Below are 25,727 nucleotides of genomic sequence, written 5' to 3'. Positions count from 1 at the left end.
GGTTATAATACGTTTTCAATTTTAACCAAATAATCTTTCAGCTGTACCCGTGCGCGGTGCAGGTACACTTTAACCTGCGCCGCAGACAGCCCTGTAATACCCCCGATCTCCTCATAACTATACCCTTCATAATCCTTTAGCAATACCAGGGACCGCTTGGTGTCATCCAGCCGCGCCAGGGCCCGGTTCAGCACCTCTTTCAGGTTGCGGTTCCCCTGTTCCGTACCACGATCGTGATTTCCCATCGACTCTTCATATACCATTCGTCTATATTTCCGGATATGATCGATCATTTTCCGGTAGGCGATGGTGAACAGTAATGATTTCGACTTTTCAAAATGTACTTCACTCCGTTGTTCCCAAAGCGCCTGGAACGAGGACTGTACCACATCTTCCGCATTTGCCGCATGTTTCAGGTTCTTTAAAATAAACCGGTACACATTGTCAGCATATTTCGTCACACATTCGTTATATTCCTTTTCTGTCATAGATCCAGTAGCAGGGTTGTAGTTATTTGTCTCTTGAACCGGTTTATTAGTAGTTCGGCTGAACGGGAAGAAATGTTACGCGAAATAAAAAAATTTTATGCGGAACGCAGATCAACTATTGCTGATGGGTTCATAAATTAGTTATTATCAACGGGTAACACCTGCAATTGATATTCTGTAACCAGCTTTATCTCAGCACCATCTGGCGGTCGGCATCCAGCCGGATAAGAATGAACAGTAAAATAGTAAACGTCAGCAGCGAGGTACCGCCATAGCTGATCAATGGCAGGGGGATACCGATCACGGGAGCCAGGCCGATAGTCATGGCTACATTAACGGCGATATGAAAAAAGAATACGGAGGCTACTCCATAGGCATAACAGCGGCTGAAAGTACTTCGTTGCCGCTCAGCGATCCGTATCATGCGAAACAGCAATAAGATGTATAGTCCCAGCAATATAACACTTCCTACAAAACCAAATCCCTCACCGATGGTATCAAAGATAAAATCCGTCCGCTGTTCCGGTACAAAACCATAGCGTGTCTGGGTACCACTCAGCAGGCCCTTTCCCATAAGTCCGCCGCTTCCTACTGCAATTTTTGATTGCTTTACGTTATAGTCGGCCGTGTTGCTTTGCTTTCCCGTTTTGGCGTCGATCTCTCCCATATTTCCCTTCAGGTATTCCTGCGGGATCTCTTTTCCGATCGTACTGTAGATCCGTTCCACCTGGTGTTTTCCAAGAACATGAGTGAACAGGAACGGCACGCCGAACCGCTGGATACCGACACAGAGCGCCCAGATAAGAATGATCTTAACAAGCACGGTCTTATCCCTTTTGATCTGACGCATACTGAACAATACCACTACTGCAGCGATAACCGTAAGGATAACCGCCAGCAGGTTCTTATCCAGCAGCAGGGTGGCCACCACCAGGGCGGCTATGGCAAAGCCGATAATGAGGATGATGGCAGGCAGGCCCTCCCGGTACATCACAAAAAAGAAGGAACAGAATACCAAGGCCAGGCCGGTTTCCTTCTGGAAAATAGTGAGCACCGCAGGGGCCATTACAATGGTCGTGGCGATCAACTGCGATCGGATCCTGGTAAAATCAAGTTCCGGATCCGAGAGGTATTTGGACAGTGCCAATGCCACGCTCACTTTACAGAACTCTGCCGGCTGAAACTGGAACCCGCCCAGTCTTATGATCGATTCCGTTCCTTTTACCGATGAATGAAAGGGGAATACCAGCAACAGCAACAGGATACCCCCTGCATACCACAGGTTGGCAGTTGCAGGAAAGAATTTACTATCCGTAAGCAGGATGAAAAGTCCCAGTACCAGTGAAACGCAGGCAAAATAGAACTGCCGGCTGTAATCCGTTTTAAAGCCCAGGAAGCTTTGCAATACCGGATCTCCTTCGGTATAAGTAACGCCAAAAATCGCCATCAGCCCGGTAGCCACCAACACGAGGTACACGATAACGAGTATATAATCCACCCCCTTGGATATTTCTGCTTTTTTCTGGCTCATATAAATTCTTCGAAAACGGTAACGGGTCTCCTGTATTTTCTATCTTCTGTTATAAATGTAATGAGCGCCGCGGGCTTTTTCTGCTGCGGCTTTTGTGCTGGCTTCGGGGCGCCCTGGGCCTGTGCAGAGTCCTTTTTAGGCGCTGCTTTCGGGCTGCCCTTCAGATAGCGGCGGAGCTGGGTGCTGTCCTTACGGATCTTTGCCCACTGCTCGGCCCGGGTGGAGTCGGTAATATACTGCAACCGGTCATAATAAGAAGGCATCAGGTTGGTATTGGAAATCCGTTCCAGGTCGGCCTTGCTTTTGTTGGTCAGGCTGTCCAGCAGGTATTTTTCCATCAGGATCCGTGCGATCGGTCCTGCCCAGGTGGCGCCGTATCCGGCGTTTTCCACCGCAACAGCAACGGCTATTTTGGGGTTGTCCTTGGGTGCAAAACAAACAAACATGGAGTTGTCTTTCAATTTGATCCGTCTGCGGTCCAGTATTGTATAGTTTTCTGCAGTACCTGTTTTTGCACATACATCAATGCCCGGGATCATGGCCACCCGCGCGGTTCCGCGTGTTACCACATCATTCATCCCATTGATAATAGCGTTGTAGGCCGTATCCGAAATATGCGTGAGCACCGCATGTTTTTCCCGGTATTTTGCCAGGATCGGGGCATCGGCTGCTGTTTCACCGTCAATACTGTCCACAAAATGCGGTATGTAATAATAGCCTTTGTTGGCGATGATCGACATGGCATTTGCGAGCTGCAGCGGGGTGGCCAGCATCTTGTCCTGGCCGATACCCAGGGTAAGGTTGGTACAGGAGTTCCAGGAGCCCCGGTATTCCTTATCATAGACGGCTACAGTTGGGATATTTCCTTTGTCCTCGCTGGGCAGGTCCACTCCCAGGCGCACGCCCAACCCGAATTTATGCATATAGGTTTCCCAGCCTTCATACCCTTTGCGCATATTGCCCATCCTGGGATTATCTACGGCCATCCGGTACACCTGCACAAAATAAGAGTTACAGGAATTAGCGATAGCCAGTCTTAAATTGGCAGCATGTCCGCCACCGGAATGCGTACAGGCCGGTTTCCCCGCTCCGCAGCCATAATAGCGGCCCGGACAGGCATATCCGTAAGACGGAGTGATCACCCCTTCATCCAGCGCCACCAGTCCGCCCAGCGGCTTAAAGGTGGAGCCGGGTGGATAGCGCCCTTTAATGCCCCGGTTCAGCAAAGGAGCCCTTACATTCAATACCATTTTTGCATAGTTGGCGTTCTTATCGGGACCGGTAAGATCATTCGGGTTGAATACCGGACCCGAGGCCATCGCCAGGATACCGCCGGTCTTTGGATCCAGTGCCACTACAGAGCCAACCTTGTTGTTGAGCAGCTTTTCTGCCAGCACCTGCAGGTCCACGTCCAGATGGGTCTTCAGACCACGGCCGGCCACCGCCGTGGTATCAAATTCACCGTTCTCATAATGCCCTACCAGCCGGTTCTTATTATCCTTGATCATGTACTGCACCCCCCGCTGCCCCATCAGCACTTTTTCATAAGTATATTCCAGTCCGTTCTTGCCCACATAATCACCCATGCGGTAAAAACTGGCAGAACGTTCAATATCCTTTGCGTCCACCTCGCTGATATAACCGAGGATATGAGCCCCTACATTATAAGGATAGGTACGCACCGGGCGCTGCTGCAATACAAAGCCCGGAAAACGCCAGCTGTTCTCTTCAAAACGTGCCTGCATTTCCGGTGTCAGCAGCGAATGGAAAATGGAGGGGCGCACTCTTGAATTTTTAATGATCGCATTTACAATACGGGTGCGGAACTCAGCGGTATCGATCTGCAGGAGATTACAGAAAGCCAGGGTATCAAAATTCTTCACTTCTGCCGGTGTTACCATCAGGTCGAACATGATGGTATTGTTCAGCACGGCCTTCCCGTTCCGGTCGAAAATAATTCCCCGTTCGGGATATAAGATCTTTTGAAATACCGCATTATTCTTTGCAAGTTCCAGGTACTTATTGCTTACCAGCTGCAGGTTGGCCAGCTGGGCAATAATGATTATAAATACGGACAGGAATATGATCCGTATAATATAACTTCTTGACTTATTGAACACCGACATAGTAAAACCTGGGAACTTTTATTAAAGAAAAACCAAAAATAGCATAAAACTGGTAATGACCTCAAATTGACCGGGGAACATTTTTAATAGCTGTCAGCTATGAGCTTTCAGCAGTCAGCTAAGCATTGTCCTGAACCCTGGGCATCCATCTTGAGGCTTCACTCCCTTCTCAATTCTGATAGCTGAGATCTGACGGCAGTTACGCTGTATTCGTACGGTAGCGTTGTTTGCGGAAGAACAGGAGCTCAGTAATAAAAATGAGCAGCATGCTGATAGCGGTAGCGCAAAGCACTTTTACAAGAAAGTTCATAAAAGACCCGAACGATAACCATTCCAGGAACAAGAGGTAAAAGTTATGAGCAAAGGAAAGCAACAGCGCATAAAGCCCGTAAGCACTCCATCCCATGGCCTTGGGCGAGGGCTCCTGGTAGGTATAGCCGGTGGCGTCTTTCGGGGAGAGCAGGTGTATGATCAGCGGGCGCAAAAAGGCCACCAGTACGCAGGCGGCCGCATGCAAACCAGGTGTCATTGTAAAATAATCGACGGTCATGCCCAGCAAAAATCCCAATAGCAGGAGCCAGCCTTTTTTAATGGAAAAAGGCAGCCACAATAAAAATAAGAAATAGAGATAGGGGGTGATCAATTCATGCAGGTGCGGCATTACATCCAATACGTAAACCTGTACAAACACAAACAGTAAAAAGCGGATTATATTTTTTACTAGATCACTCACTTATTTCCGGATTTTGCTTCTACTTTTTTAATGGTTTCATCACTCAGCTGGCGCTGAACCGCATAGTTCAGGTTCTCCACCACAAAAACCTGCTGCAGGCCTCCAAAATTAGCTGCGGGTTTTATTTTGAGAATGAAAAAATTGGTGGCCTCATCCTTTAACACGCGGATCACGGTTCCAACCATTTTACCCGGCGGATAACTCAGTGAGTAATTGCCGGTAAGGATCGTATCCCCTACATGCACCGAGTCCGTTTTTGGAATGCCGTTCAGCGTAAGTTCGGTCGGCGTCTTTCCATCCCAGGAGATGATGCCCGAATTGCCCGTTTTTTTCAGCTGAACGCTTAGTTTATTCATCACATGCAGCAGGATCATCACTTCGCTGAAATTCCTGCCTGCATTTACCACTTTTCCTACAAGCCCGCCATTGGAACTGAAAACCCCCATATCTGCCTCCACTCCCGAACTGGTACCCCGGTTGATCTGAAGATAATTTTTATCGCTGTTCACCGTAGCATACAATACCTGGGCCGTTCTCCATACATATTGACGGGCCTTCCCCGTTGTATCTACTGCGGCCGTGTCATGCACCAAGATGGCATTGGTATCAACCGTTACGAAGTTCTCCTTCATAAGGTTCATCAGGGAATCATTGAGCTGGTGCACCCGTTTGTTTTCCGCTTTCATACGGAAAAAATCTTCAAGGGAATTGTATTTGGAATTAAAATAGCTGGTAACCCGCCCTGCGGCATCCAATCCCTTAACTCGATGCAATCGATTGTACGTAAACAAGTTATACAAGCAGATTCCCTGTAGGATCAGAAAGCCTATAAAAACCGAAAACCGCCTGATGAACAAAAATATATTACGCACCGGGTGTTAAATTTAACGCCTGTTTCGCCAAGCGAGAACAAAACGGTTTGATGGATTAACGCATTACAAAAGGATAACGGTCGTAATTTTTCAACGCGATGCCCGTACCCCTTACCACACTCTTCAGCGGATCATCCGCAATATGAACCGGTAATTTTATTTTTTGGCTAAGCCGTTTGTCAAGGCCGCGCAGCAACGCTCCGCCTCCTGTAAGATACAGGCCTCTTCGGTAGATGTCGCCGGCCAGTTCCGGCGGTGTTTGTTCCAGCGCTTTAAGAATGGCTTCTTCTATTTTAAAAATGCTTTTATCCAGTGCTTCTGCAATTTCCTGGAAACTTACCATGATCTGCTTTGGTATACCTGTAACCAGGTCGCGGCCATTCACCGGGATATCATCCGGCGGGTTTTCCAGGTCTTTCATGGCGGCTCCTACCTGTATCTTGATCTGTTCGGCCGTACGTTCCCCGATCAGCAGACTGTGATAACGGCGCAGGGCTTCCATAATATCTGCCGTGAACTCATCACCCGCAATACGGATGCTCTGATCACATACAATACCGGCAAGGGCGATTACGGTGATACCGGTGGTTCCTCCGCCAATGTCAATGATCATGTTACCAACCGGCTCTTCCACATCGATGCCGATACCCAGTGCTGCGGCCATCGGCTCGTGGATCAGGTATACCTCCTTGGCTCCTGCCTGTTCGGCACTGTCCCTTACGGCTCTTTTTTCCACCTCGGTGATCGAGGACGGAATGCAGATCATCATCCTCCAGCTGGGAGGGAACAGGGGCTTCTTGGGATACACCAGTTTGATCAGCTCACGGATCATCAGTTCTGCAGCGTTAAAATCCGCGATCACCCCATCTTTTAAAGGCCGCACAGTGCGGATGCTTTCGTGCGTTTTTTCGTGCATCATCAGCGCCCGTTTCCCCACTGCCAGTACCTCTTTGGGATTATTGCGGTTTAATGCCACAATACTCGGCTCATTTACAGCCACTTCATCGTTATGTATAATAAGGGTATTTGCGGTACCCAGATCCATTGCTATTTCTTGTGTAAACCAGTTAAAGAGTCCCATTCCTTAATTAATAAAATTTCTTGTGTTTTCGTGAGGAGCAAAGGTGAAGTAAATAATCCAAATTAACAAAGTAAAACTCCAAGTACAGAAATCATTTTTAAGCTTATACTTTCATTAACAGAAAGCCCCTGAAACGCCGGCGGGTAAAATACTCCGGCCGATGATGTAATTTCTTCAAATATAAATGAATCTGATCTAAAACTTATGCTCAATTCTTTGGCAGAAACATTACTTTTGTAGCCTCAAAAATAAATTATGGCGTTAAAGGACATCCAATCTACAGGAAAAAAAGATACCCGCAGCGGGTTTGGTGATGGTATTGTGGAAGCTGCACGCAGCAACGATAAAATCGTGGCACTGACCGCAGATTTGCTGGGATCGATGAAACTGAACCAGTTTGTAAAGGAATTTCCTGACCGTTTTGTACAGTGTGGCATCGGGGAGGCCAATATGATGGGGGTAGCAGCCGGTTTAACCATCGGAGGCCATATACCGTTTACCACTACTTTCGCCAACTTCAGTACCGGACGTGTGTACGACCAGATCCGCCAGTCCGTCGCGTATAGCGGGAAAAATGTAAAAATATGCGCCTCACATGCCGGTGTGACCCTCGGTGAAGACGGTGCCACACACCAGATCCTGGAAGACATCGGTATGATGAAAATGCTGCCGGGCATGTCCGTGGTAGTGCCTTGCGATTACAGTCAGACCAAGGCGGCCACCAAGGCCATTGCCGCCATCGATGGTCCGTTTTACCTGCGTTTCGGCCGCCCTTCCTGGCCTATTTTTACCAAAGAGGAAGATTTTGTATTCGGCAAGGCCCAGCAATTTTCTGAGGGAACGGATGTAACGATCTTTGCCTGCGGACACCTGGTATGGAATGCCATCCAGGCGGGGATAATTCTTGAAGAAAAAGGCATCAGCGTGGAAGTGATCAATATTCACACCATTAAACCACTGGATGAAGAAGCGGTTATCGCCTCCATTAAAAAGACCAAATGCGCTGTTACTGCAGAAGAACATAATGTGATTGGCGGTCTGGGAGATATGATCGCCCAGTGCGCTGCCAAACATTTCCCCGTACCCATCGAATACATCGGCACCCAGGATACGTTTGGCGAAAGTGGTACCCCCGATCAACTGTTAAAAAAATACCACCTGGATATTCCGGATATCGTGGCCGCAGCCGAAAAAGTGATCGCCAGGAAGGCGGGTTAAGTACAGGAAGCAAAAGGGAACTACTTAAAATAACAGGCCGGAACCGTAGCAATGTCTATCGTTCCGGCTTTTTCAGGTCCCTTTGGCAACCTCGCCATTCACCTTTCATAATTCATATTTCGCTATTAAACTTTTACCTATCTTACTGGTCAAAGAATACCAGGCGTCTGAATGGAACAATTTCAAAGTGATGAGACTTTATTGGCACTTTTTCGTAACCCTGACACGAAAGAAGCGGCTTTTACCGCCCTAGTAAACAAGTATAAAGAGCGGCTTTACTGGCATATACGGCGCATGGTGATCGTACATGAGGATGCAGATGATGTATTGCAGAATGTTTTTATCAAAACCTGGAAGGGACTGGCCAATTTCCGCGCAGAAAGCGGTCTCTATACCTGGCTCTACCGTATCAGCACCAATGAAAGCATTACCCATCTGCAAAACCAAAAGAAAAAAAGAACATTTTTTGCAACAGATCATGAAAGCGACTTAACGGAACAGATACGGGCAGATCCTCATTTTGATGCCAACAGGGCCGAATGGAAACTGCAGCTGGCCATCCAGCAGCTGCCGGAACAGCAACGGCTGATCTTCAACCTTCGGTATTTTGACGAAATGCCCTATCAGAAAATGAGCGAGATACTGGGCGTGACGGAAGGCGCATTAAAAGCCAGCTACCATCATGCGGCAAAAAAAGTAGAAAAATATTTACGGAACAGTTAAACAAAAGAAGAAAAAACGGGTCATAAACCTGAATGCTATGAAACAGGAACCTTCATATAACATCCTGACCGGGATCCGGAAACAACAGGATCCCCAGGCTGATTTTACCCTGCCGGAGCATTATTTTGAAACCCTGGAAGACCGGTTAAAAACGGCGATCCGGCAATCCGAAAACACAACAGAAGACCCGCTGCTTCCGGAAACGGTTTCCAGGGAAATGCCCTACGCCGTACCCGGGTACTACTTTGAGCAGTTCCGCGTGAACAGAGGCCGGCTGATCCCTTTCAAAAAAGGACTGGCCATAGCCGCCAGCTTTATCCTGCTCGCCGTTACCTCCATTTTCCTGTTTACGAAAAAACCACTGCCGGGAGAAACGGCGTCGCTGCCGGTTACAACAGCAGTCGATCAGCTCAGCAATGAACAACTGGAACGATTCATACAGCCGGAAGATGCAACGTTAAAGGAAAAGATCCTGCCTCAGCAGCCGGCGGCCACCAATGGGGCCGATATGACCATATTGTTTAAAAATGTTCCTGACGCAGAACTCGCCCGTTTTTTAAATGAAACTGCAGAAGGCAATGATGAACTATTTCTAAACTGATGCGACTTATTTTTATCTTTTTACTGCTACTGACGGGGCTTCCGGGACGGACGCAGAACGCATCCGCACCCGGGCCAAAAGTGCATGAAGTTTTTCTGGATTTCCTCACGGAAAAAATCAGTTTAACCCCTGCAGAAAAAAAACAGCTGCGTCCCCTGGTGATCCGCTACCTCAATGATGCCAAGAACATCAGCAAAACCAATAAAGATCCGCTGCTCCGGGAGCAGGAGCGTATCTCTTTGAAAATAGACTACCGGAAACGCTTTACACCCATTATCGGCGAGGCCCGCGCCACCCGTTTCTTTGCTGCCGAGCAACTTTTCCGCAAAAAAATCAGGGAAGAACTGAAAAAAAGAAATGTTAAGGAAAACTAAAAATTTTCTAAAAACAATGTTTAAACAAATATTTGCAGACAAAAATTTTTTTTGTATCTGAAGGCTATTTATATTTGCATTGGTGTTTTTCATAGGTTAGCAACGGCCAGCTCTTTTCAGGGCAGGCCTTTTTTATTGCCCCTATCCCGGCTCCTCTGTTTTGGGAAATGCCACGGGCTTGCGGGTATCATGATAAAACAGGAACTGCCAGCCTTCTTCCCTGCCGGTCTGCCACCATTGAGAACGTAGTTCCATCGCTTTTTTACCATCATAATCATATTTCGCGGCAAAACGGTGCTTCATCTGCTGGTACTGCGGTGCATCATCAGCACCAAAAAAGAGCAGCCCGCCTTCCTCTTCTATCCAAAAAACCTGATGGTATTTTGAATGTGCTCCGGTAACCGTATAACGGATATAGCCGTCGATAACACCACTGTCTTCCTTCAAAAACGAAGTATTGGCAGCCAGTACCGGCTCTATCTTCGAAATATCGTAGGATGGGCCTCCCTTCTCTTTTGCAAAAGCAGCTTCCCGCTCCTGTATATAATACGTGGCATTCTCAAAAGCCGGCCGCCCGGTACCAGGATTCACCATGCCGCCGACATGATCTTTATGCAGGTGACTCATCAGCACTTTTGTTACATCCCCCGATTGTATGCCCTGTTCCGCCAGATGTTGTATCAGCTGCATTTCATCGCTTTCCTGGTGATGAAACCCCAGGCCGGTATCCAGCAGCAGCACATCCTTTGAAGTGATGATAAGAAAAGGCTGTATCTCTACCAGCAAACTTCCATGCGTCCTGTTACTCATTTCATCTTCACTCAACCGGAACGGGATAAATTGCTTGGTAGCATCAACGGTAAAACTTCCTTCAGACAATGGTATTACTTTCATTCTTATAATTTGTGGTGCAAAATTATAAGAAATACCCCAACCGGCCGGACCGTGCCCGGCTTACTCTTTTGAAACATCCCGTATTCTTTGCAGCCATACGGTATAGGCAGAACGCTCATTCCGGGTATTCCCCGCCGAGGCAAAATCGGTAAGCACCAGTTCATCGGTCTGCATTACCAGGCCGTCCGTTTCCCGGTTCATCGGGATGTGTGCCTCAAGCAATACATTATTCCTGCTTCCGTCGCTGACGGTAACCGGTATCCGCTTATCTTTTATCACGGGTGTATAGCAATCGAAAAAGGGCGCCTGCTGATACCGGAGGTCGGCCGCCAGTACCAGCGGGCCATAAAGCAATGCATAATGATACGGATCTTTTGCAGGGGAAAATAAACGCACCTGCATGTCAAACCGGATCCGGATGACATCCCCCTTTTTCCATTTACGTTTGACGGCTGTATAGGTGCCCGGCCGTGCGGTTCCGGCAGGTGTTCCATTTACTGTAATGGTTGTGGAGGTACTCCACTCGGGGATCCGCAGCTGTAGGGTGAATTCAGCGGCCTGCTGCGGTTCTACCCGCAGGGTTGCTTCATTGGAGACCGGATAGCCTGTCGCCATTTCAAGAGTGAGCTGCCGGCCATTAGCACCATGCAACAAGAAAACAGCTTTCATTGGAGAATAAAAATTGATCGCAACACCATCGCGCCCCTCCATCACCGCCTCCCCGGTTGCCAGCATTATACCCCGCGGTCCGTTGGCGATACAGCAATTGGTGGTCATACCGCACTGGTCCTCGCCCAGGTATCGCCGTCCCTTCATTCCGATATATTTACTCCAGGTAGATCCATCCGGTTTCATGGCGCCGAGTAAGGCATTGTAATACCCTTTTTCGATCTCATTGGCCCATTTTACATCCCCGGTAACGCGCAGCAACTGCAGGCAAAGCTTCAGCCATGTTACGGTAACACAGGCTTCCATGGTATGCTTAACCGGGATGGATTGTGTGGCAGCACCACCAAACCAGCATTCCATACTGGCGCCCGATCCTGTGATCATGATCTCGGTCTCCCGGATATTATCGGCTGCGGCTGTAACGGCATCCAGATAGGTCTTATTTCCCGTAACCCGGTACAGCTCCAGCAACCCTTCATAACAGGACATCATTTCATATGCTTTCTGACCATTATCAGGTCCGTACCACACCTTGGGTACAGGAAACCGCGCGCCCACCGGAACCTGCTCCAGCGCTTTCCGGATCAACCGGGAGGAACCGGGATCATCCCAGGAAGCAACAATGGCCTCCGCAAAATCAAGGTATCTTTTTTCTTTGGTCAATTGATAAAGCCGTACCACTGGTTCCAGTATGGAAGCCGCGGCCATTCCCTTATAATTTCCGAGACGGAATAACGGCACCCTGCTCTTCATGATGGCATTGGCTGCATAGTCTGCCAGCTTTTTCATTCCGGCCAGTGTAGCCGGATCTTTGGTGATGGCATAGTAGTCCAGCAACCCCAGCAGGCAATATTTCATACCCCAGATATCCCATTGCTGTAAGCGGTATTCCGGGGCATAATTTCCGATATATCCGTCCGGTGTCTGCGTGCTCAATAATCCCTGAACTGCCTGTTGCATTTTCTTCAGCAGTTGCGGATCAGTTGTGTAGCGGTAGGCTGCCGCAGCTGCCGTAAACCATTTTCCCCAAAACTCCGTTTGCCAGCGCGAACGCTCATTCCGCTGACGAAAAGGAGCCACCAGATAATCCTCATCCGTTTGCAGGATACCGTTTCTGATACAGGCATCCAGTTTATCACCAATATAGCCCTGGATTTTCAAACCGGTAAAATCAGGTGTATACCATATATCGGGAACCCGGGCACCGGTCTTCAGGGTGATAAAGAATAAAATGACAGCAAATCGTAGTTTCATTTGTTATTTTTTTTCAGGCAGGTTATAAGGTAAGAAGAATCACCGGACAACCGTCCTGTACTGTCCTGAAAATAATATTTTCAGCCGAGATGTATTATTATTGTAGCCTGCATTGATGCAGCCACTGTAAAAATTTCTTGCCGCACATGAAACCGTTTATTTTTTTATTCCTGGCCGGGAGCCTGTTCATTTCAACCTTATCAATGGCACAATCCGGAACCGGTGCTTCCCGGCTCCGATGCGAACATTTAACTGATCCGCTGGGTATCGATAATCCCCTGCCCCGCTTCAGCTGGGTGCTTCAGGATAATGAGCCGGGTGCAGTACAACAAAGCTACCAGGTGACCGTACAAAAGGAAGACGGACAGGAAATGTGGAATTCCGGCACAGTAGCTTCCGCTCAGACCCTTATTACCTACAAAGGACAGGAACTGGAGCCGTTTACCCGCTACCGCTGGAGCGTTACACTTACCGGAAAGGATGGCCGGCGCTATCCCGCAGCAGCACCGGCATTTTTTGAAACGGGCATGATGCAGCAAACCAACTGGAAAGGAGGATGGATCAGTGATGGTACGGATATAAAGCTATTGCCCGCCCCTTACTTCAGAAAATCGTTCAACCTGTCGAAGACCGTCAAATCCGCCCGGGTCTACATTGCAGCAGCGGGTCTTTATGAACTTTCACTGAATGCCCGGAAGATCGGCGATCACCGGCTGGATCCCATGTACACCCGCTTCGACCGGAGGAATCTGTATGTTACCTATGACATTACCGACCAGCTGAAACCGGGGAAAAATGCGATCGGTGTTTTGTTGGGCAACGGATGGTATAATCATCAGTCTACTGCAGTTTGGTTCTTCGATAAAGCGCCCTGGCGCAACCGGCCGGCCTTCTGCCTGGATCTCCGGATCACTTATTCCGACGGATCAGCGGAAACCATTTCCACCGACAGAAGCTGGAAAACGGCTTTGAGCCCGGTGCGGTTCAACAGCATTTACACCGCCGAGCATTACGATGCCCGGAACGAGATCCCTGGTTGGAACCAACCGGAATTTGATGATTCCAAATGGGCTTCCGCTATCGATCGCTCAGTGCCTTCCCGGCAGATAACCGCCCAGACACTGCACCCTATAAGGGACGTTGTGAAGATCACCCCGGTGGACCTCAAAAAATTCAATGACACAAATTATGTGTTCAACCTCGGCCGGAATATCTCAGGGGTCAGCGAGATCCGCGTTTCAGGCGCGGCAGGAACCGTGCTCCGGCTGATCCACTCCGAGCGCATCCATTCTTCCGGCCACGCGGATCTTTCCAATATTAATGTCCATTACCGCCCTACGGATGATAGTGATCCGTTCCAGACAGATATCTTTACGTTAAAAGGCACAGGAGAAGAAACCTTCAAACCCCGTTTTAACTACAAGGGCTTCCAGTATGTGGAAGTCATCAGCAGCAAACCGGTGCAGCTCGGCAGCTCCAGTCTTACCGGTTATTTTATGCACAGTGATGTGCCACCGGTGGGTACTGTTGCCACCGGAAGCCCGCTTATCAACAAGATCTGGGAGGCCACGAACAATTCTTATCTCTCCAACCTCTTCGGCTACCCGACCGATTGCCCGCAACGGGAGAAAAACGGATGGACGGGCGATGCCGTTATCGCACTGGAAACCGGGCTCTATAACTTTGATGGCATCACCGTTTACGAAAAATGGCTGGCAGATCACCGGGATGAACAACAGCCCAACGGCGTGCTTCCCGCCATCATCCCCACCAGCGGCTGGGGCTATCAGTGGGCTAATGGTCCCGACTGGACCAGTACCATTGCCATTATCCCATGGACGCTCTACCAGTTTTATGGAGATACCAAACCGCTGGCCGATAACTACGAGAACATAAAAAGTTATGTAGACCATATCACCGAGCTGTATCCTACCGGTCTTACCACATGGGGGCTCGGGGACTGGGTGCCGGTGAAATCCAAATCCCCTGTGGAGCTGACCTCTTCGCTTTACTATTACAAGGACGTAACAATACTTGCTAAAGCAGCAGCGCTTTTCAATAAGAAAGAAGCAGCCAGCCGCTATATGGCGCTGGCAGAAAAGATCAGAAAGGCCATTAATGATAAATACCTGGATGTTACTACCGGGATCTATGGTACCGGCCTGCAAACCGAACTGAGCACACCCGTTTACTGGGGCGTTGTTCCCGATGCCCTGAAAGCCAGAGTGGTGGCCAATCTTGCCAAAAAAGTAACAGCGGACGGCATCCAGCTGGATGTGGGTATCCTTGGTGCCAAAGCCGTGCTGAATGTACTGAGCGAAAACGGTTATGCCGATCTTGCCTATCAGCTTGCAGCACGCACCACGTATCCCTCTTGGGGCTGGTGGATTGAAAACGGCGCAACCACATTGTATGAGAACTGGCAGATTGATGCAAAGCGCGACGCCTCGCTGAATCACATTATGTTTGGTGATATCGGAGCCTGGTTTTACAAAGCACTGGGCGGCATCTTCCCCGACCCGGAGCATCCGGGATTCAGCAATATACTTTTAAAACCCAATTTTGTTACCGGTCTTAATACCTTCAACGCTACCTATAACAGCGTCCGCGGCAGCATCCGCTCATCCTGGAAAAAATCGAAGCACCAGGTGGTTTATGAATGCGTGATACCGGCCAACAGCAGTGCCACCTTCTATCTTCCGGCATCCTGGGAGCCGGAACGGAACCGGCAACTGCCGGGTATAAAAAATCCGGATGGCAGTTATACATTGTCATCCGGTACTTATTCATTTCAGCTTAAAAAGAAATAGTCAGAAGAACCAGGTGTCCGTCGTTATGCGGAGTTACGCCCGGCATTGATGATGCCGAATGAGCAGCGCATTACCAGCTTCCCGTAAGCGTCGCGCAGCGGCTCCTCCATCTCATCACCACCTTCCCGCAGTTTTACCAGCGCATACTGCTGGATGGTTACCAGTGGTTTTACAATGCGCTCCCGCATACGGATCGAAAGCTTGTCCACCGGGTAAGAGGCCATCAGCGTATCATGCCCGGAAAGCTTCAGCAGGTATTCTTTTGTCAGCATATACTCGTCGTAGATCATCTTCCAGATCTCACCAAACTGTTCATCTTTTTCAATATAGGCGGTAATGGGGAAATAGGATTTAGACATCGCCATCTCGCAGTTGTCCAGCAGCGTTTTGAAATACAGGGATTCCTTGTAGAGCTTTTTCAGTTCTTCAAACCGGCCGATGTATTCCATTTTTTTCAGCGCCGTGCCCACACCATAAAAACCGGGAACGTTTTGTTTCAGCTGGCTCCAGGCACCGGCAAAGGGAATGGCCCGCAGATCGCCCAAAGAGAAAGAAGATTGCGACTGCCCCCTTTTAGCAGGGCGGCTCCCGATATTGGTTTCATTATAAAAACGCAGCGGGCTCATTTCATACAGGTAATTCGCCAGTTGCGGATGTTCTTTCAGTTTCAGGTAGGCATCAAACCCGTAGGAGGCCAGCTCCTGCATCAGCTCTTCCTTCTTTCCGCTCAGCGGCGGATAACGGTCGGTGAACAGCGAATTGGATACGCCCGCATTGATCAGCTGTTCCAGATTGAACTGTGCTGATTCAATGATGCCGAAGTTCGCACTTACGGTCTGCCCCTGTATGGTCAGCTGGATCTCCTTGTTGGAGATATGACTGCCCATGGATGCATAAAACTTATGGGTCTTGCCGCCACCCCTTGAAGGAGGGCCACCTCTTCCATCGAAAAAGATCACATCAAACCCATATTGCCGGGTAATGCGCGTCAGCTCTTCCTTTGCGCGGTAAATGCCCCAGTTTGCCATCAGGTAACCACCATCTTTTGTACCATCGGAAAAGCCCACCATAATAGTCTGCGTTTTGCCGCGGCGCAGCAGGTGTTCCTTATAGGCAGGGATCGAATACAGGTCCTTCATAATAGTACCGGCATTCTGCAGATCCTCGATCGTTTCAAATAGTGGAACAACATCCACATTTAATGCTTCCCCCGAGATCCCGCCAAGGCGGAACAGCCCTACCACCTCGATGATGTTCAGCACACTGGTGCAATGACTGATAATATAACGGTTACATCCTTCTTCACCGTTTGCAGCCTGGATGGCGCGAACCGCATCCACTACCTGTGCGGTATCCTTTACCACGTCGTCCTTTAAAAATGAGGCTACATCTGCTTTTGGCAGCTCCAGCAGCAGCGCGATCTTTTGTTTATCCGGTAACTGATCATACCCCTCCGGAAGCACACCGGCGCCGGAAGCCGCGATCTGTGAATAGAGTTTTTCATGAATGGAGCTATCCTGGCGGATGTCCAGTGATGCGAAATGCAGTCCGAAGATCTCGATCTTATTGATCAGGTTCTGGATCTTGGGAACAAAAAGTCCGTTGTGATTTTCGTTCACGATCACTTTTATTGCTTCCAGTGTTTCAATGATCGCTCCTGTCCGGATCTTCGATTCATAACCCGGCACAAATACTTCATCATATAGTTGCTGTTCCAGCTCGGTCAGTTTTTCTTCAATGCCCTGGAACGTAAGCCGGCGCCGGAGCCGGCGCACATCCAGGTAATAACATTTCAGAATAGCGCCGCGCAGTGCACCCGCCACCTGCAGGGTGGTATCGGTGGTTACAAAGGGATTTCCATCCCGGTCACCCCCCGGCCAGAAGCCCATCTTCAGCAAGGCATGTTTGGCTGTGTCGATCTGAGGGAACTGGTTCTTCAGGGCTCCCACGATCCGCCCGGCAGCGGGATAGAATACATTCTCCAGGTACCAGATCAGGCTCACGGCCTCGTCATAAGGCGTAGGTTTCTTCTTCTTTAAAAAAGGGGTTTTCCCCAGTTGCTGCAACAGTACATTGATCTCACTGGCGTCGTTTTTTATCAGAGCGCTGCTGAGATCCCGGATGATGCCCAGTACAGAGCCCGGATAGAATTGTGTGGGATGCGCGGTAAGCACCAGCCGCACACAAAAATCTTTCAGTACCTGTTCAAAATCCGCCTCCTTATTGTTCTGCACCACTTCAGACATCAGCTGTTTCAGGGTACCCGCGCCACTCAGATCGTTGATATTCTTATAGGAGGCGTCTTCCAGTGCATCAAACAGCACCACCTGGCGCTCGATATACTGTACCAGCCGGAAAAGCAGGTCTACCTGTGCTTTTGTGCTGGGATAAGAAGTATGCCTGTTAAAAAAATCATCTACAATTTCAACCGGACTCAAAGCCTTTTCGTATCCCTCCTCACACATATTGGACAGCAGGGACAGCAGGATCCCGGTCTTCTCAATGCGGTTAAACGGCAAAGAAGTAAATAAACTATTGTACAATTGAAACCGCGTCCCTACATCATTTTTAAAGTGCTGAACCGATTGGCTGCTTACCACATCCATATGCTTCCCGTTTGATTTTTTGTGATCGCTCCCGGCCCCGTTCCCGAAAGGGAAAGGTCCGTTCCGCAAAGAATTAAACAGCGTTGAAGATACTATTTTTCCGCTACACCACTTATCATTTTCAAGCATTTAATCATTTCTTTATACATCATCTAACAATCAAATGTATTTATTACAATTTCTCAAACAGGATCAGGGGCATTTCTCTTTTTGACAAACACAAAAAACCCCGCCGGTGGAACGGCGGGGTTTACTTATAATTTTAAAAGAATCAAGCTTCTTTGCTTTCGTCTTCTGTAGCGGCCTCAGCTGCAGGTGCGGCTTCGGTTGCTGCAGGAGCTGTTTCTTTTACTTCTTCAACCGGTGTTGTTGCCTCTTCTGCAGCCGGAACTGCTTCTTCTGCTTTTTTCTTTGCGCTTCCTCCGCGGCGGCGGGTACGCTTACCGGCAGCTTTTTCGTCGGTTCCTTTACCGTAAACCTCGTTGAAGTCTACCAGTTCGATCATTGCTTTTTCAGCAGCATCACCGGGGCGGATGCCCAGTTTGATGATACGGGTATAACCACCGGGGCGGCCACCTACTTTAGGAGCCACAGCAGCAAAAAGTTCTTTAACGGCTTCTTTATCCTGTAAATGACTGAATACGATACGACGCTGATGAGTGGTATTCTCCTTGCTCTTGGTGATCAGGGGTTCTACATATACCCGTAATGCTTTTGCTTTTGCAACAGTGGTTACAATACGCTTGTGCTCGATCAGCTGGCAGGAAAGATTACGCAATAACGCATCCCTGTGTGCTTTGGTGCGACTTAAATTTTTGATTTTGTCTCCGTGACGCATGACATTTATTATTTAAGGTTTTAGGTTCAACGTTTCAGGTTTAAACCCAATACCTGGTTAAAAAATTCGGTTACACCGTGTCAAGGAATTTGTAACCTACTATACAAATTTGAAAATTTGGTTATTTGAAAATCTGAAGATATTATAACCGTAGCTCCAACGCTAACCTATTAATACATTCTCAAATTTTCAAATCACCAAATTATTTAATAATCGTCTTTATCGATTCCCAGTTTCTGAAGGTCCATGCCAAAGCCCAGGCCTCTTTCGATCAGCACCTGCTCGATTTCAGAGAGGGATTTCTGACCAAAGTTCCGGAACTTCATCAGGTCTTCCTGCTCGTACTGAACCAGTTCGCTCAGGGAGTTGATCTTGGCCGCTTTCAGACAGTTGAATGCCCGAACGGAAAGATCCAGGTCCTCCAGCGGGGTTTTCAGCACCTTGCGCAGTTGCAGGGTCTGCTCATCCACCATATCCTCTTTCTTCTCTTCCTTATTATCAAACGTGATGTTCTCATCCGTAATGATCATCAGGTGCTGGATCAGGATCCGGCTGGCCTGTTTTACGGCCTCTTCCGGATGAATGGTGCCGTCTGTAACCACTTCCATCAGCAGCTTTTCATAGTCCGTACGTTGTTCCACACGGGTATTTTCGATGCTGTATTTTACATTCTTGATCGGTGTAAAGATGGAGTCGATGGCAATATAGCCCACCGGTGCGTCTTTTACCTTGTTGTCTTCTGCCGGAACATAACCGCGGCCTTTACCGATGGTCAGTTCAACATCCAGCTTGGAAGAAGAATCCATGGTGCAGATCAGCAGTTCCGGGTTCATGATCTGGAACGATTGGGTTCCTTCGGCGATCATTCCTGCGGTAAACTCTGTCTGGTTCTTTACTGAAATGGAGATCTTTTCGTTGGCCACTTCATGATCAACGATTTTCTTAAAGCGAACCTGCTTTAAGTTTAGGATGATCTCAACCACGTCTTCACTGATACCTTTCATGGTAGCGAATTCGTGATCCACACCTTCTATCTTGATGCCCACAATAGCATATCCCTCTAACGAACTTAATAAAACGCGGCGCAATGCGTTACCGATGGTAACACCATAGCCCGGTTCTAATGGACGAAACTCAAACTGAGCTTCAAAGTCTGAAGCCTTTTGCAAAATAATCTTGTCCGGCTGGTGGAAATTTAAAATTGCCATTTTACTTTATTATAATGGTTATTGGTAAAACGCTAAAAGTTAATCGCTGAAGCGGAAACAGTCGGAGCATATTTCCATCAGCTATTAACCAGTAGCTATTCACTATTACTTACTGTACAATTCAACAATCAGTTGCTCCTTAATGTTCTCAGGAACGCTTTCCCTTTCAGGATAAGTGATGAAAGTACCTTTGATTTCAGTTTCATTGAAATCAATCCATCCGAATTTGGGGTTTTTGGGACGGATCACGCTTGTAATGGAAGAACGGTTCTTGCTGCCTTCTTTCAAGGTGATGATATCACCTGCCTTTAACTGGTAAGAAGGGATGTTCACTACTTCGCCGTTTACCTCGATGTGCTTGTGGCTCACCAGCTGGCGTGCAGCAGGGCGGCTGGGTGCGATACCCATACGGAACACGGTGTTGTCCAAGCGTGCTTCTAGTAATTTAATAAGGTTTTCACCGGTAATGCCCTTGCGGCGGTTCGCTTCCTCAAATGTTTTTCGGAATTGTTTTTCCAGTACACCATAGGTGTATTTGGCTTTTTGTTTTTCACGCAGCTGTAAGGCGTATTCACCAAGGGTTTTACGCTTACGCTTTTCACCGTGCATACCGGGAGGGTTACTGTTCTTACCCAACCATTTACCATTACCTAAAATAGGCTCTCCGAAAATACGGGAGATTTTGGTCTTAGGACCATTGTAACGTGCCATAATTATACTTTCATTTAAGCTTTTTTAGAAACCGGTACAACAATCAGTAAAAAGCTTTGGAAAAAATTAATTGTGTACCCTTTTTATAAAATGAACGGCCCATCCCAACCTTCCCTTTGGGAAGGAGAGTGAAACCTAATTTGGCAGCATTCACTTCTAAAAGCAAATGCTATATAGTAAAGAACTTTTATAAATCAGCCTGTTAAAGTCCTCCCCCGGGAGGATTTAGGAGGGCCTTATACTCTTCTTTTCTTGGGAGGACGACATCCGTTATGCGGTAAAGGCGTAACGTCCTTGATCATCACGATCTCGATACCGGACTGGGAAAGGGAACGGATCGCTCCTTCACGGCCGGATCCCGGTCCTTTTACAAATACATCCACTCTTTTTAAGCCTGCATCCAGCGCTACTTTAGCAGCGTCTGCGGCAGCTGTCTGAGCGGCATACGGTGTGTTCTTCTTGGAACCGCGGAAGCCCATTTTACCGGCGCTGCTCCAGGAAATCACCTGGCCGGTCTTGTTGGTCAGGCTGATGATGATGTTGTTAAATGTTGCAGAGATGTGGGCATCGCCGTAAGCGTCTACCTTTACAATTCTCTTTTTTGCAGCGGCTTTTGCGCTGTTTTGTGCTTTTGCCATGATTGAAAAACTGAGGTATTCTTTTAAAAAAATATCCCGTTGATAAAACGAGACCCGGTTCAACCCTCCACGTGCACCGCGTATCCGAAGTAAAACCGGTAGTTAATAGTGCATATTATAAAAGCGGTCAGCTTTTAGTCGCCGGTAATCAGCAAATACTGATAACTGACCACTAAAAGCTGAGTGCTAATTATTTCTTAGCGGCTTTTTTCTTACCCGCAACGGTCTTACGTTTTCCTTTACGTGTACGGCTGTTGGTTTTAGTACGCTGTCCACGCACCGGAAGCCCTTTTCTGTGACGCAGTCCGCGATAGCAGGCGATATCCAGCAGGCGCTTGATATTCATTTGCACTTCGCTTCTCAGCTGTCCTTCCACTTTCAGCTCTTCGGTTATGGTAGAACGGATCGCATTCAACTCATCATCATTCCACTCGTTCACTTTTTTACTGCGATCAATGCTATTCTTATCCAGAATATATTTTGCTGTAGAAGGGCCAATGCCATAAATATAGGTCAGGCCAATTTCGCCCCTTTTGTTCTTTGGTAAATCTACGCCGGCAATACGTGCCATATTTTGTTGAATTTAAATTTCAAGAAACAAATAACAATTGTCAATTGGTTCTTGTATTTTGATTTTTGTTTTTTAAAATATTTTATCCTTGTCTTTGTTTAAAACGGGGATTCTTTTTGTTAATAACATAAAGCTTCCCTTTGCGACGTACAATTTTACAGTCGGCGCTGCGTTTTTTAATGGATGCTCTTACTCTCATCTTTTTTAATTTAAGGTTTTTAGCCAATTATTTATAGCGGAAATTTATCCTGCCCCTGGTCAAATCATAAGGAGACATTTCCAATCCCACCTTATCTCCGGGCAGAATACGAATGTAATGCATCCGCATCTTACCGGAAATTGTTGCCAAAACCTCGTGGCCGTTTTCCAGCTTTACCCTGAACATCGCATTAGACAGGGCTTCCAGGATGACTCCGTCTTGTTTTATTAAAGGTTGTTTTGACATACAAATTTTAGGGCTGCAAAGATAGGTAATATTTTATAATAAAAAAGCCTTATTCTGCCTAAATTTCAGAATAAAGCTGTATCATCTGGCCCCCGGAGGTGCAAAACCAGTAAAAATTAATGCACGAGCGGCACTTTAGTCATTTGTAAATGAATATTTTGCAGCTCACTCACGGTAAGCGGACGGTCAAAATGGCGACGGTCTTCCCGGTACCATACCTCACTTCTTGAAAAATTGTCCGCCGCTGGCACCAGCACCCGGAAGGGTCCCTTTCCGTACTTGACCCCGTCCGTGGTGTTATTGTCCATTTTTTCAAAGCCCAGCCGCATCAATTGGGCCTCATTCAGGGGGATCGGCTGTACCTGGTCAAGCGGGTACCAGAATTCCTGGATACCGTTATCCACACAAACCTCGCGTTCCTCATTGCTCACGCGAACGACCGATCCCTCGCGCGATACGCCATCATCATTAACAACCACCCAGTCTCCTGGTTTCAGTTCATGTAATTTCATATGAATTTAATTTAATGCAAACAATGGGCTTTTACTTTCCTAAGATAGACAAAATAATGACAAATACTCCGGCGGAGCAGTACTTTTTTCCGGCTCAACCAGTAACCCTATTTCCCGGCGCTGTCTGTTCGTATTATAATAGTATCGGGTAATGTGAACCGGCCGTTCATCCTATAGAACCGACAAACTTTCAGCGTGCCTGTTATTTCATCACCCCGCCCGGAAGAACAGCCACTTTGTCCGGAAAAAAACTTCCTGTTGTACCGATATTCTTCAAAACCCTTTAGCACGCTGCATTTCAGGCCATTTAACATACGTTCGTACAATAGTTACCCGACAGCGGGTTATTAAGAGATCATTAATTTTTTTTTAAATTTTCATTATGATTTGGCATGTTTATTGAACCAGGGGCCGCGAATTAAAACTTCGATCAAATGAAAAAAATTGTATTAGGCATTTTCTCCCTGGCTGTAGTGGCAGGCGCAAATGCACAAAGTGGAACTGTTTTAGTGGGTGGTAATGTTGGTGTTGAAACCAACAAAGACGCAGAAGAAACAAAAACAACTTCTTTCAACATCGCTCCGTTCGTAGGTTATCAGTTCAATGATAACTGGACTGTTGGTGTGACAGGTGGTGTTGGCTTCGCCAAAGAAGACCCGAAAGGAAGTGATGAAGTTGAAAAAGCTACGGCTTTCAGAGTAGGACCGTTTGTTCGTTACACACAGCCTATCTCTGACATCTTCTCCATCTTCGGTCAGCTGGAAGGTGGTTACCAGGGTCTGAACAAAAAAACAGAGATCACAGACAACAACACTACCACTTCTACAACGCTTAAGGCGAATGGTGGTTATGCACGGTTGTTCCCTGCTGTTTTCATCAATGTTAAAAACGGCTTTGGCCTGAACTTTGACTTTGGTGGTGTTGAATTCAATACCATGAAAGTTAAAGACGCTGATCACGGTGAGAACAATTTCAAGTTCAACTTTGGTAAGACAGTTAACATTGGTATTTCCAAGAACTTCTAATTGATGCTGCAGCATCAATGATAAACAGTCCGGTAGTTGCCGGACTGTTTTTTTATGCCTATTTTTAAATAAAAAGATTGAAACGGATCGGCCTGCTTTCTGATACACATGGTTTTTTAGACGACGCGGTATTTAATTATTTTAAGGACTGCGACGAACTGTGGCATGCCGGTGATTTTGGCTCTAAGGAACTGGCGGAACAACTCGCAGCCTTTAAAACGCTCCGGGGCGTTTATGGCAATATCGACGGACAGGACATCCGGTCCGAATTTCCAGAAACACTGGTATTTACCTGTGAAGGGGTGAAGGTGATGATCCGCCATATCGGTGGTTATCCCCCGAAATATAATAAAGAGACCAAACCATTGCTTTTAAAAGAGCGGCCGTTACTTTTTATCAGCGGTCATTCGCATATACTCAAGATCATCTACGACGATGCACTGCAATGCCTGCACATGAACCCCGGCGCTGCAGGCAAACAGGGCTGGCATAAAGTGCGTACGCTGATCCGGTTTGCCATCGACGGGAATACGATCCGCGACTGTGAAGTGATCGAGCTGAAGGGCCGGTGACGGCCCGCACAAAAAAGAGGCCGTATCAGGTATGATACAGCCCCGGTTTTATGAAGAAATCAAAAGAAACAACTACGGAGAGCAGTTATCCCAGCCGCCCTGCGGATGTTCTTATCTTTCCCCCAGCTCAAAAGACCTGGAAAATGAGGGTGACATATCTTTAACCACCCGCTGTGTGCCTTCCTCTATGGTGCTGCCGTTCACCTCTATTTTCCATGTTACCGTAAAGGGTGTAGCCGCACCTTCAAACCCGCCAAAATGTACATTTCCTGAGAAAAAGTTGCTGGCGGATTCGATAACGATGGTCTTGCCTCCGTTAAAATCATCCGTACCAACTAGCACAACAGTTCCTGTTTTTTTTGCGCCGTTCACCATCCAGTCTATAAAATTCCCCTTTTTGTCACCGGCGCCAACGCTCACTTCGAAATCATCTCCTTCAGCTTTGTGAAAGGTATTGGACACCGTAAAGGTCAGCTTTGCCTTGTTATTATTTGAAGGAAGTCCCGGTTTATCATCCTTGGAACAGGAATTCAATAAGGTCAGCAACAGGCCGGAAAACAACAAGATCTTAAACACTTTCATAGTTTATGTTTTATAATTTTACGCCTACTCTGTTATCCGCAGTTTTCGGCAGCCCTGCCTCATAAGCTGCAGCAAAAATATTCACACTGCCTGCTGCTGCAAATACCGGTTTACCAGTATTTTGATCCATAAAAAAAGGTGGCTGTACAGCCACCCGGTATAAGGTCTTTATGGAATATCTTCTAGAACCAGCCTCTTCCCAGTCCCACTTCACGGAACGGCCAGGGAATTGCCGCAAGGATAATGATCAATGCCAGTACATAAAACAGTACGGTCTTCCGGTGTTTTTTTCGATCAGAAATATTCTTTTTGGCAAACGATTTTCCAATATGGATCAGCACCACAGCGATCAGCATCATGGTGATGTGCTCTACGGCAAAGAACCGTAATGTGGCATTTTGCATAACTGCGGACATACCCTGCGCCTGGATCACCTTTAATCCATGTGCCCCGGTGAACCATTGAATAACTCCCACCAGGAATTCGATATCAACGGCAATCATCAAAAATAACCCGGCCTTACGATGGCCGTTTGTAAACGGCCGGCTGCCCACACCGATGCTTTTAAAAATAGCAACCAGCAATAACAATAGAATTACCCAGCGCAAAAAACTATGCAGATGTAGCAAACCCGTTTCCATACTA

General features: G+C 47.5%; 26 protein-coding genes. 7 read left to right on the top strand and 19 right to left on the bottom strand.

What is annotated here, in order from left to right; genetic code table 11:
* Positions 1-2: 2 nt before the first annotated feature.
* The 6 genes from K7B07_RS14140 to K7B07_RS14115 all read right to left on the bottom strand — a co-directional run bounded on the left by K7B07_RS14140 (position 3) and on the right by K7B07_RS14115 (position 6,831).
* A complete protein-coding gene (locus K7B07_RS14140) occupies positions 3-488 on the bottom strand; it encodes an RNA polymerase sigma factor (RefSeq protein WP_223710664.1) in 486 nt (161 codons plus the stop codon).
* Positions 489-675: 187 nt separating this feature from the next.
* Entirely contained in the window at positions 676-2,019 is a 1,344-nt protein-coding gene (gene rodA, locus K7B07_RS14135; protein WP_223710662.1) for a rod shape-determining protein RodA, read from the bottom strand.
* Positions 2,016-4,145, bottom strand: a complete 2,130-nt coding sequence (gene mrdA, locus K7B07_RS14130) for a penicillin-binding protein 2 (protein ID WP_223710660.1) — start codon at positions 4,143-4,145, stop codon at positions 2,016-2,018. The genes rodA and mrdA overlap by 4 nt, the downstream gene beginning before the upstream one ends.
* A 199-nt stretch (positions 4,146-4,344) precedes the next feature.
* The gene (locus K7B07_RS14125) at positions 4,345-4,878 is read right to left on the bottom strand and encodes a rod shape-determining protein MreD (RefSeq protein ID WP_223710658.1); all 534 of its coding nucleotides are present in this window, start codon (positions 4,876-4,878) and stop codon (positions 4,345-4,347) included.
* The gene (mreC, locus tag K7B07_RS14120; protein WP_223710657.1) at positions 4,875-5,651 is read right to left on the bottom strand and encodes a rod shape-determining protein MreC; all 777 of its coding nucleotides are present in this window, start codon (positions 5,649-5,651) and stop codon (positions 4,875-4,877) included. Before mreC ends, K7B07_RS14125 begins: the two co-directional genes overlap by 4 nt.
* Positions 5,652-5,805: 154 nt before the next feature.
* A complete protein-coding gene (locus K7B07_RS14115) occupies positions 5,806-6,831 on the bottom strand; it encodes a rod shape-determining protein (protein ID WP_090389562.1) in 1,026 nt (341 codons plus the stop codon).
* Between the two features lie 255 nt (positions 6,832-7,086).
* Here K7B07_RS14115 and K7B07_RS14110 point away from each other — a divergent pair, with 255 nt between their 5' ends.
* From K7B07_RS14110 to K7B07_RS14095, 4 genes are all read left to right on the top strand, one after another.
* Positions 7,087-8,049: a transketolase family protein gene (locus K7B07_RS14110; RefSeq protein WP_223710655.1), complete on the top strand. Its 963-nt coding sequence runs from the start codon at positions 7,087-7,089 to the stop codon at positions 8,047-8,049.
* A 171-nt stretch (positions 8,050-8,220) separates the two neighbouring features.
* Positions 8,221-8,772 carry an RNA polymerase sigma factor gene (locus K7B07_RS14105; RefSeq protein ID WP_223710653.1) on the top strand — a complete coding sequence of 184 codons (552 nt, stop codon included), beginning with the start codon at positions 8,221-8,223 and terminating at the stop codon, positions 8,770-8,772.
* 37 nt (positions 8,773-8,809) lie between these two features.
* Complete coding sequence (locus K7B07_RS14100; protein WP_223710651.1) at positions 8,810-9,373, top strand: hypothetical protein; 564 nt, start codon at positions 8,810-8,812, stop codon at positions 9,371-9,373.
* Entirely contained in the window at positions 9,373-9,747 is a 375-nt protein-coding gene (locus tag K7B07_RS14095; RefSeq protein ID WP_223710649.1) for a hypothetical protein, read from the top strand. Before K7B07_RS14100 ends, K7B07_RS14095 begins: the two co-directional genes overlap by 1 nt.
* 141 nt (positions 9,748-9,888) lie before the next feature.
* Here K7B07_RS14095 and K7B07_RS14090 read toward each other — a convergent pair whose 3' ends face one another.
* Together K7B07_RS14090 and K7B07_RS14085 are read right to left on the bottom strand one after the other, a co-directional pair.
* Positions 9,889-10,641, bottom strand: a complete 753-nt coding sequence (locus K7B07_RS14090) for an MBL fold metallo-hydrolase (protein WP_223710647.1) — start codon at positions 10,639-10,641, stop codon at positions 9,889-9,891.
* Positions 10,642-10,701: 60 nt separating this feature from the next.
* Positions 10,702-12,564 carry a beta-L-arabinofuranosidase domain-containing protein gene (locus tag K7B07_RS14085; protein WP_223710645.1) on the bottom strand — a complete coding sequence of 621 codons (1,863 nt, stop codon included), beginning with the start codon at positions 12,562-12,564 and terminating at the stop codon, positions 10,702-10,704.
* 146 nt (positions 12,565-12,710) lie between these two features.
* Between K7B07_RS14085 and K7B07_RS14080 the strand changes: the two genes are divergently transcribed.
* Complete coding sequence (locus K7B07_RS14080) at positions 12,711-15,374, top strand: alpha-L-rhamnosidase (protein ID WP_223710643.1); 2,664 nt, start codon at positions 12,711-12,713, stop codon at positions 15,372-15,374.
* Between the two features lie 23 nt (positions 15,375-15,397).
* Here the strand turns inward: K7B07_RS14080 and K7B07_RS14075 are convergent, their stop codons facing one another.
* The 9 genes from K7B07_RS14075 to K7B07_RS14035 form a co-directional block, all read right to left on the bottom strand.
* A complete protein-coding gene (locus K7B07_RS14075; protein WP_223710641.1) occupies positions 15,398-17,980 on the bottom strand; it encodes a phosphoenolpyruvate carboxylase in 2,583 nt (860 codons plus the stop codon).
* Positions 17,981-18,251: 271 nt separating this feature from the next.
* The gene (gene rplQ / locus K7B07_RS27895) at positions 18,252-18,818 is read right to left on the bottom strand and encodes a 50S ribosomal protein L17 (protein WP_223710639.1); all 567 of its coding nucleotides are present in this window, start codon (positions 18,816-18,818) and stop codon (positions 18,252-18,254) included.
* Positions 18,819-19,024: 206 nt separating this feature from the next.
* Positions 19,025-20,026 carry a DNA-directed RNA polymerase subunit alpha gene (locus tag K7B07_RS14065; protein ID WP_223710637.1) on the bottom strand — a complete coding sequence of 334 codons (1,002 nt, stop codon included), beginning with the start codon at positions 20,024-20,026 and terminating at the stop codon, positions 19,025-19,027.
* Positions 20,027-20,131: 105 nt separating this feature from the next.
* On the bottom strand, positions 20,132-20,737 hold the full coding sequence (gene rpsD, locus K7B07_RS14060) for a 30S ribosomal protein S4 (protein WP_223710636.1): 606 nt from the start codon (positions 20,735-20,737) through the stop codon (positions 20,132-20,134).
* Positions 20,738-20,973: 236 nt separating this feature from the next.
* Positions 20,974-21,375, bottom strand: a complete 402-nt coding sequence (rpsK, locus tag K7B07_RS14055; RefSeq protein WP_223710634.1) for a 30S ribosomal protein S11 — start codon at positions 21,373-21,375, stop codon at positions 20,974-20,976.
* Positions 21,376-21,565: 190 nt separating this feature from the next.
* On the bottom strand, positions 21,566-21,946 hold the full coding sequence (rpsM, locus tag K7B07_RS14050) for a 30S ribosomal protein S13 (RefSeq protein WP_223710632.1): 381 nt from the start codon (positions 21,944-21,946) through the stop codon (positions 21,566-21,568).
* Between the two features lie 82 nt (positions 21,947-22,028).
* Complete coding sequence (gene ykgO, locus K7B07_RS14045) at positions 22,029-22,145, bottom strand: type B 50S ribosomal protein L36 (protein WP_071597075.1); 117 nt, start codon at positions 22,143-22,145, stop codon at positions 22,029-22,031.
* Between the two features lie 27 nt (positions 22,146-22,172).
* Complete coding sequence (gene infA, locus K7B07_RS14040; protein ID WP_223710630.1) at positions 22,173-22,391, bottom strand: translation initiation factor IF-1; 219 nt, start codon at positions 22,389-22,391, stop codon at positions 22,173-22,175.
* A gap of 116 nt (positions 22,392-22,507) precedes the next feature.
* Positions 22,508-22,903: a hypothetical protein gene (locus K7B07_RS14035; RefSeq protein WP_223710629.1), complete on the bottom strand. Its 396-nt coding sequence runs from the start codon at positions 22,901-22,903 to the stop codon at positions 22,508-22,510.
* A 434-nt stretch (positions 22,904-23,337) separates the two neighbouring features.
* On the opposite strand from K7B07_RS14035, the gene K7B07_RS14030 reads away from it, so the two are divergent.
* Both K7B07_RS14030 and K7B07_RS14025 read left to right on the top strand, forming a co-directional pair.
* Positions 23,338-23,928: an outer membrane beta-barrel protein gene (locus K7B07_RS14030; protein ID WP_223710628.1), complete on the top strand. Its 591-nt coding sequence runs from the start codon at positions 23,338-23,340 to the stop codon at positions 23,926-23,928.
* A 77-nt stretch (positions 23,929-24,005) separates the two neighbouring features.
* Complete coding sequence (locus tag K7B07_RS14025; RefSeq protein WP_223710626.1) at positions 24,006-24,500, top strand: metallophosphoesterase family protein; 495 nt, start codon at positions 24,006-24,008, stop codon at positions 24,498-24,500.
* Between the two features lie 111 nt (positions 24,501-24,611).
* Here the strand turns inward: K7B07_RS14025 and K7B07_RS14020 are convergent, their stop codons facing one another.
* Both K7B07_RS14020 and K7B07_RS14015 read right to left on the bottom strand, forming a co-directional pair.
* Positions 24,612-25,082, bottom strand: a complete 471-nt coding sequence (locus tag K7B07_RS14020; RefSeq protein ID WP_223710625.1) for a hypothetical protein — start codon at positions 25,080-25,082, stop codon at positions 24,612-24,614.
* Positions 25,083-25,264: 182 nt separating this feature from the next.
* A complete protein-coding gene (locus K7B07_RS14015) occupies positions 25,265-25,723 on the bottom strand; it encodes a hypothetical protein (protein WP_223710624.1) in 459 nt (152 codons plus the stop codon).
* Between the last annotated feature and the right edge of the window lie 4 nt (positions 25,724-25,727).

Origin of the sequence: Niabella beijingensis (assembly GCF_020034665.1) — a bacterium.
Classification (GTDB): Bacteria; Bacteroidota; Bacteroidia; order Chitinophagales; family Chitinophagaceae; genus Niabella; species Niabella beijingensis.
Note: the sequence above shows the minus strand (reverse complement) of the source record. Positions and strands in the feature narration are given on the sequence as shown.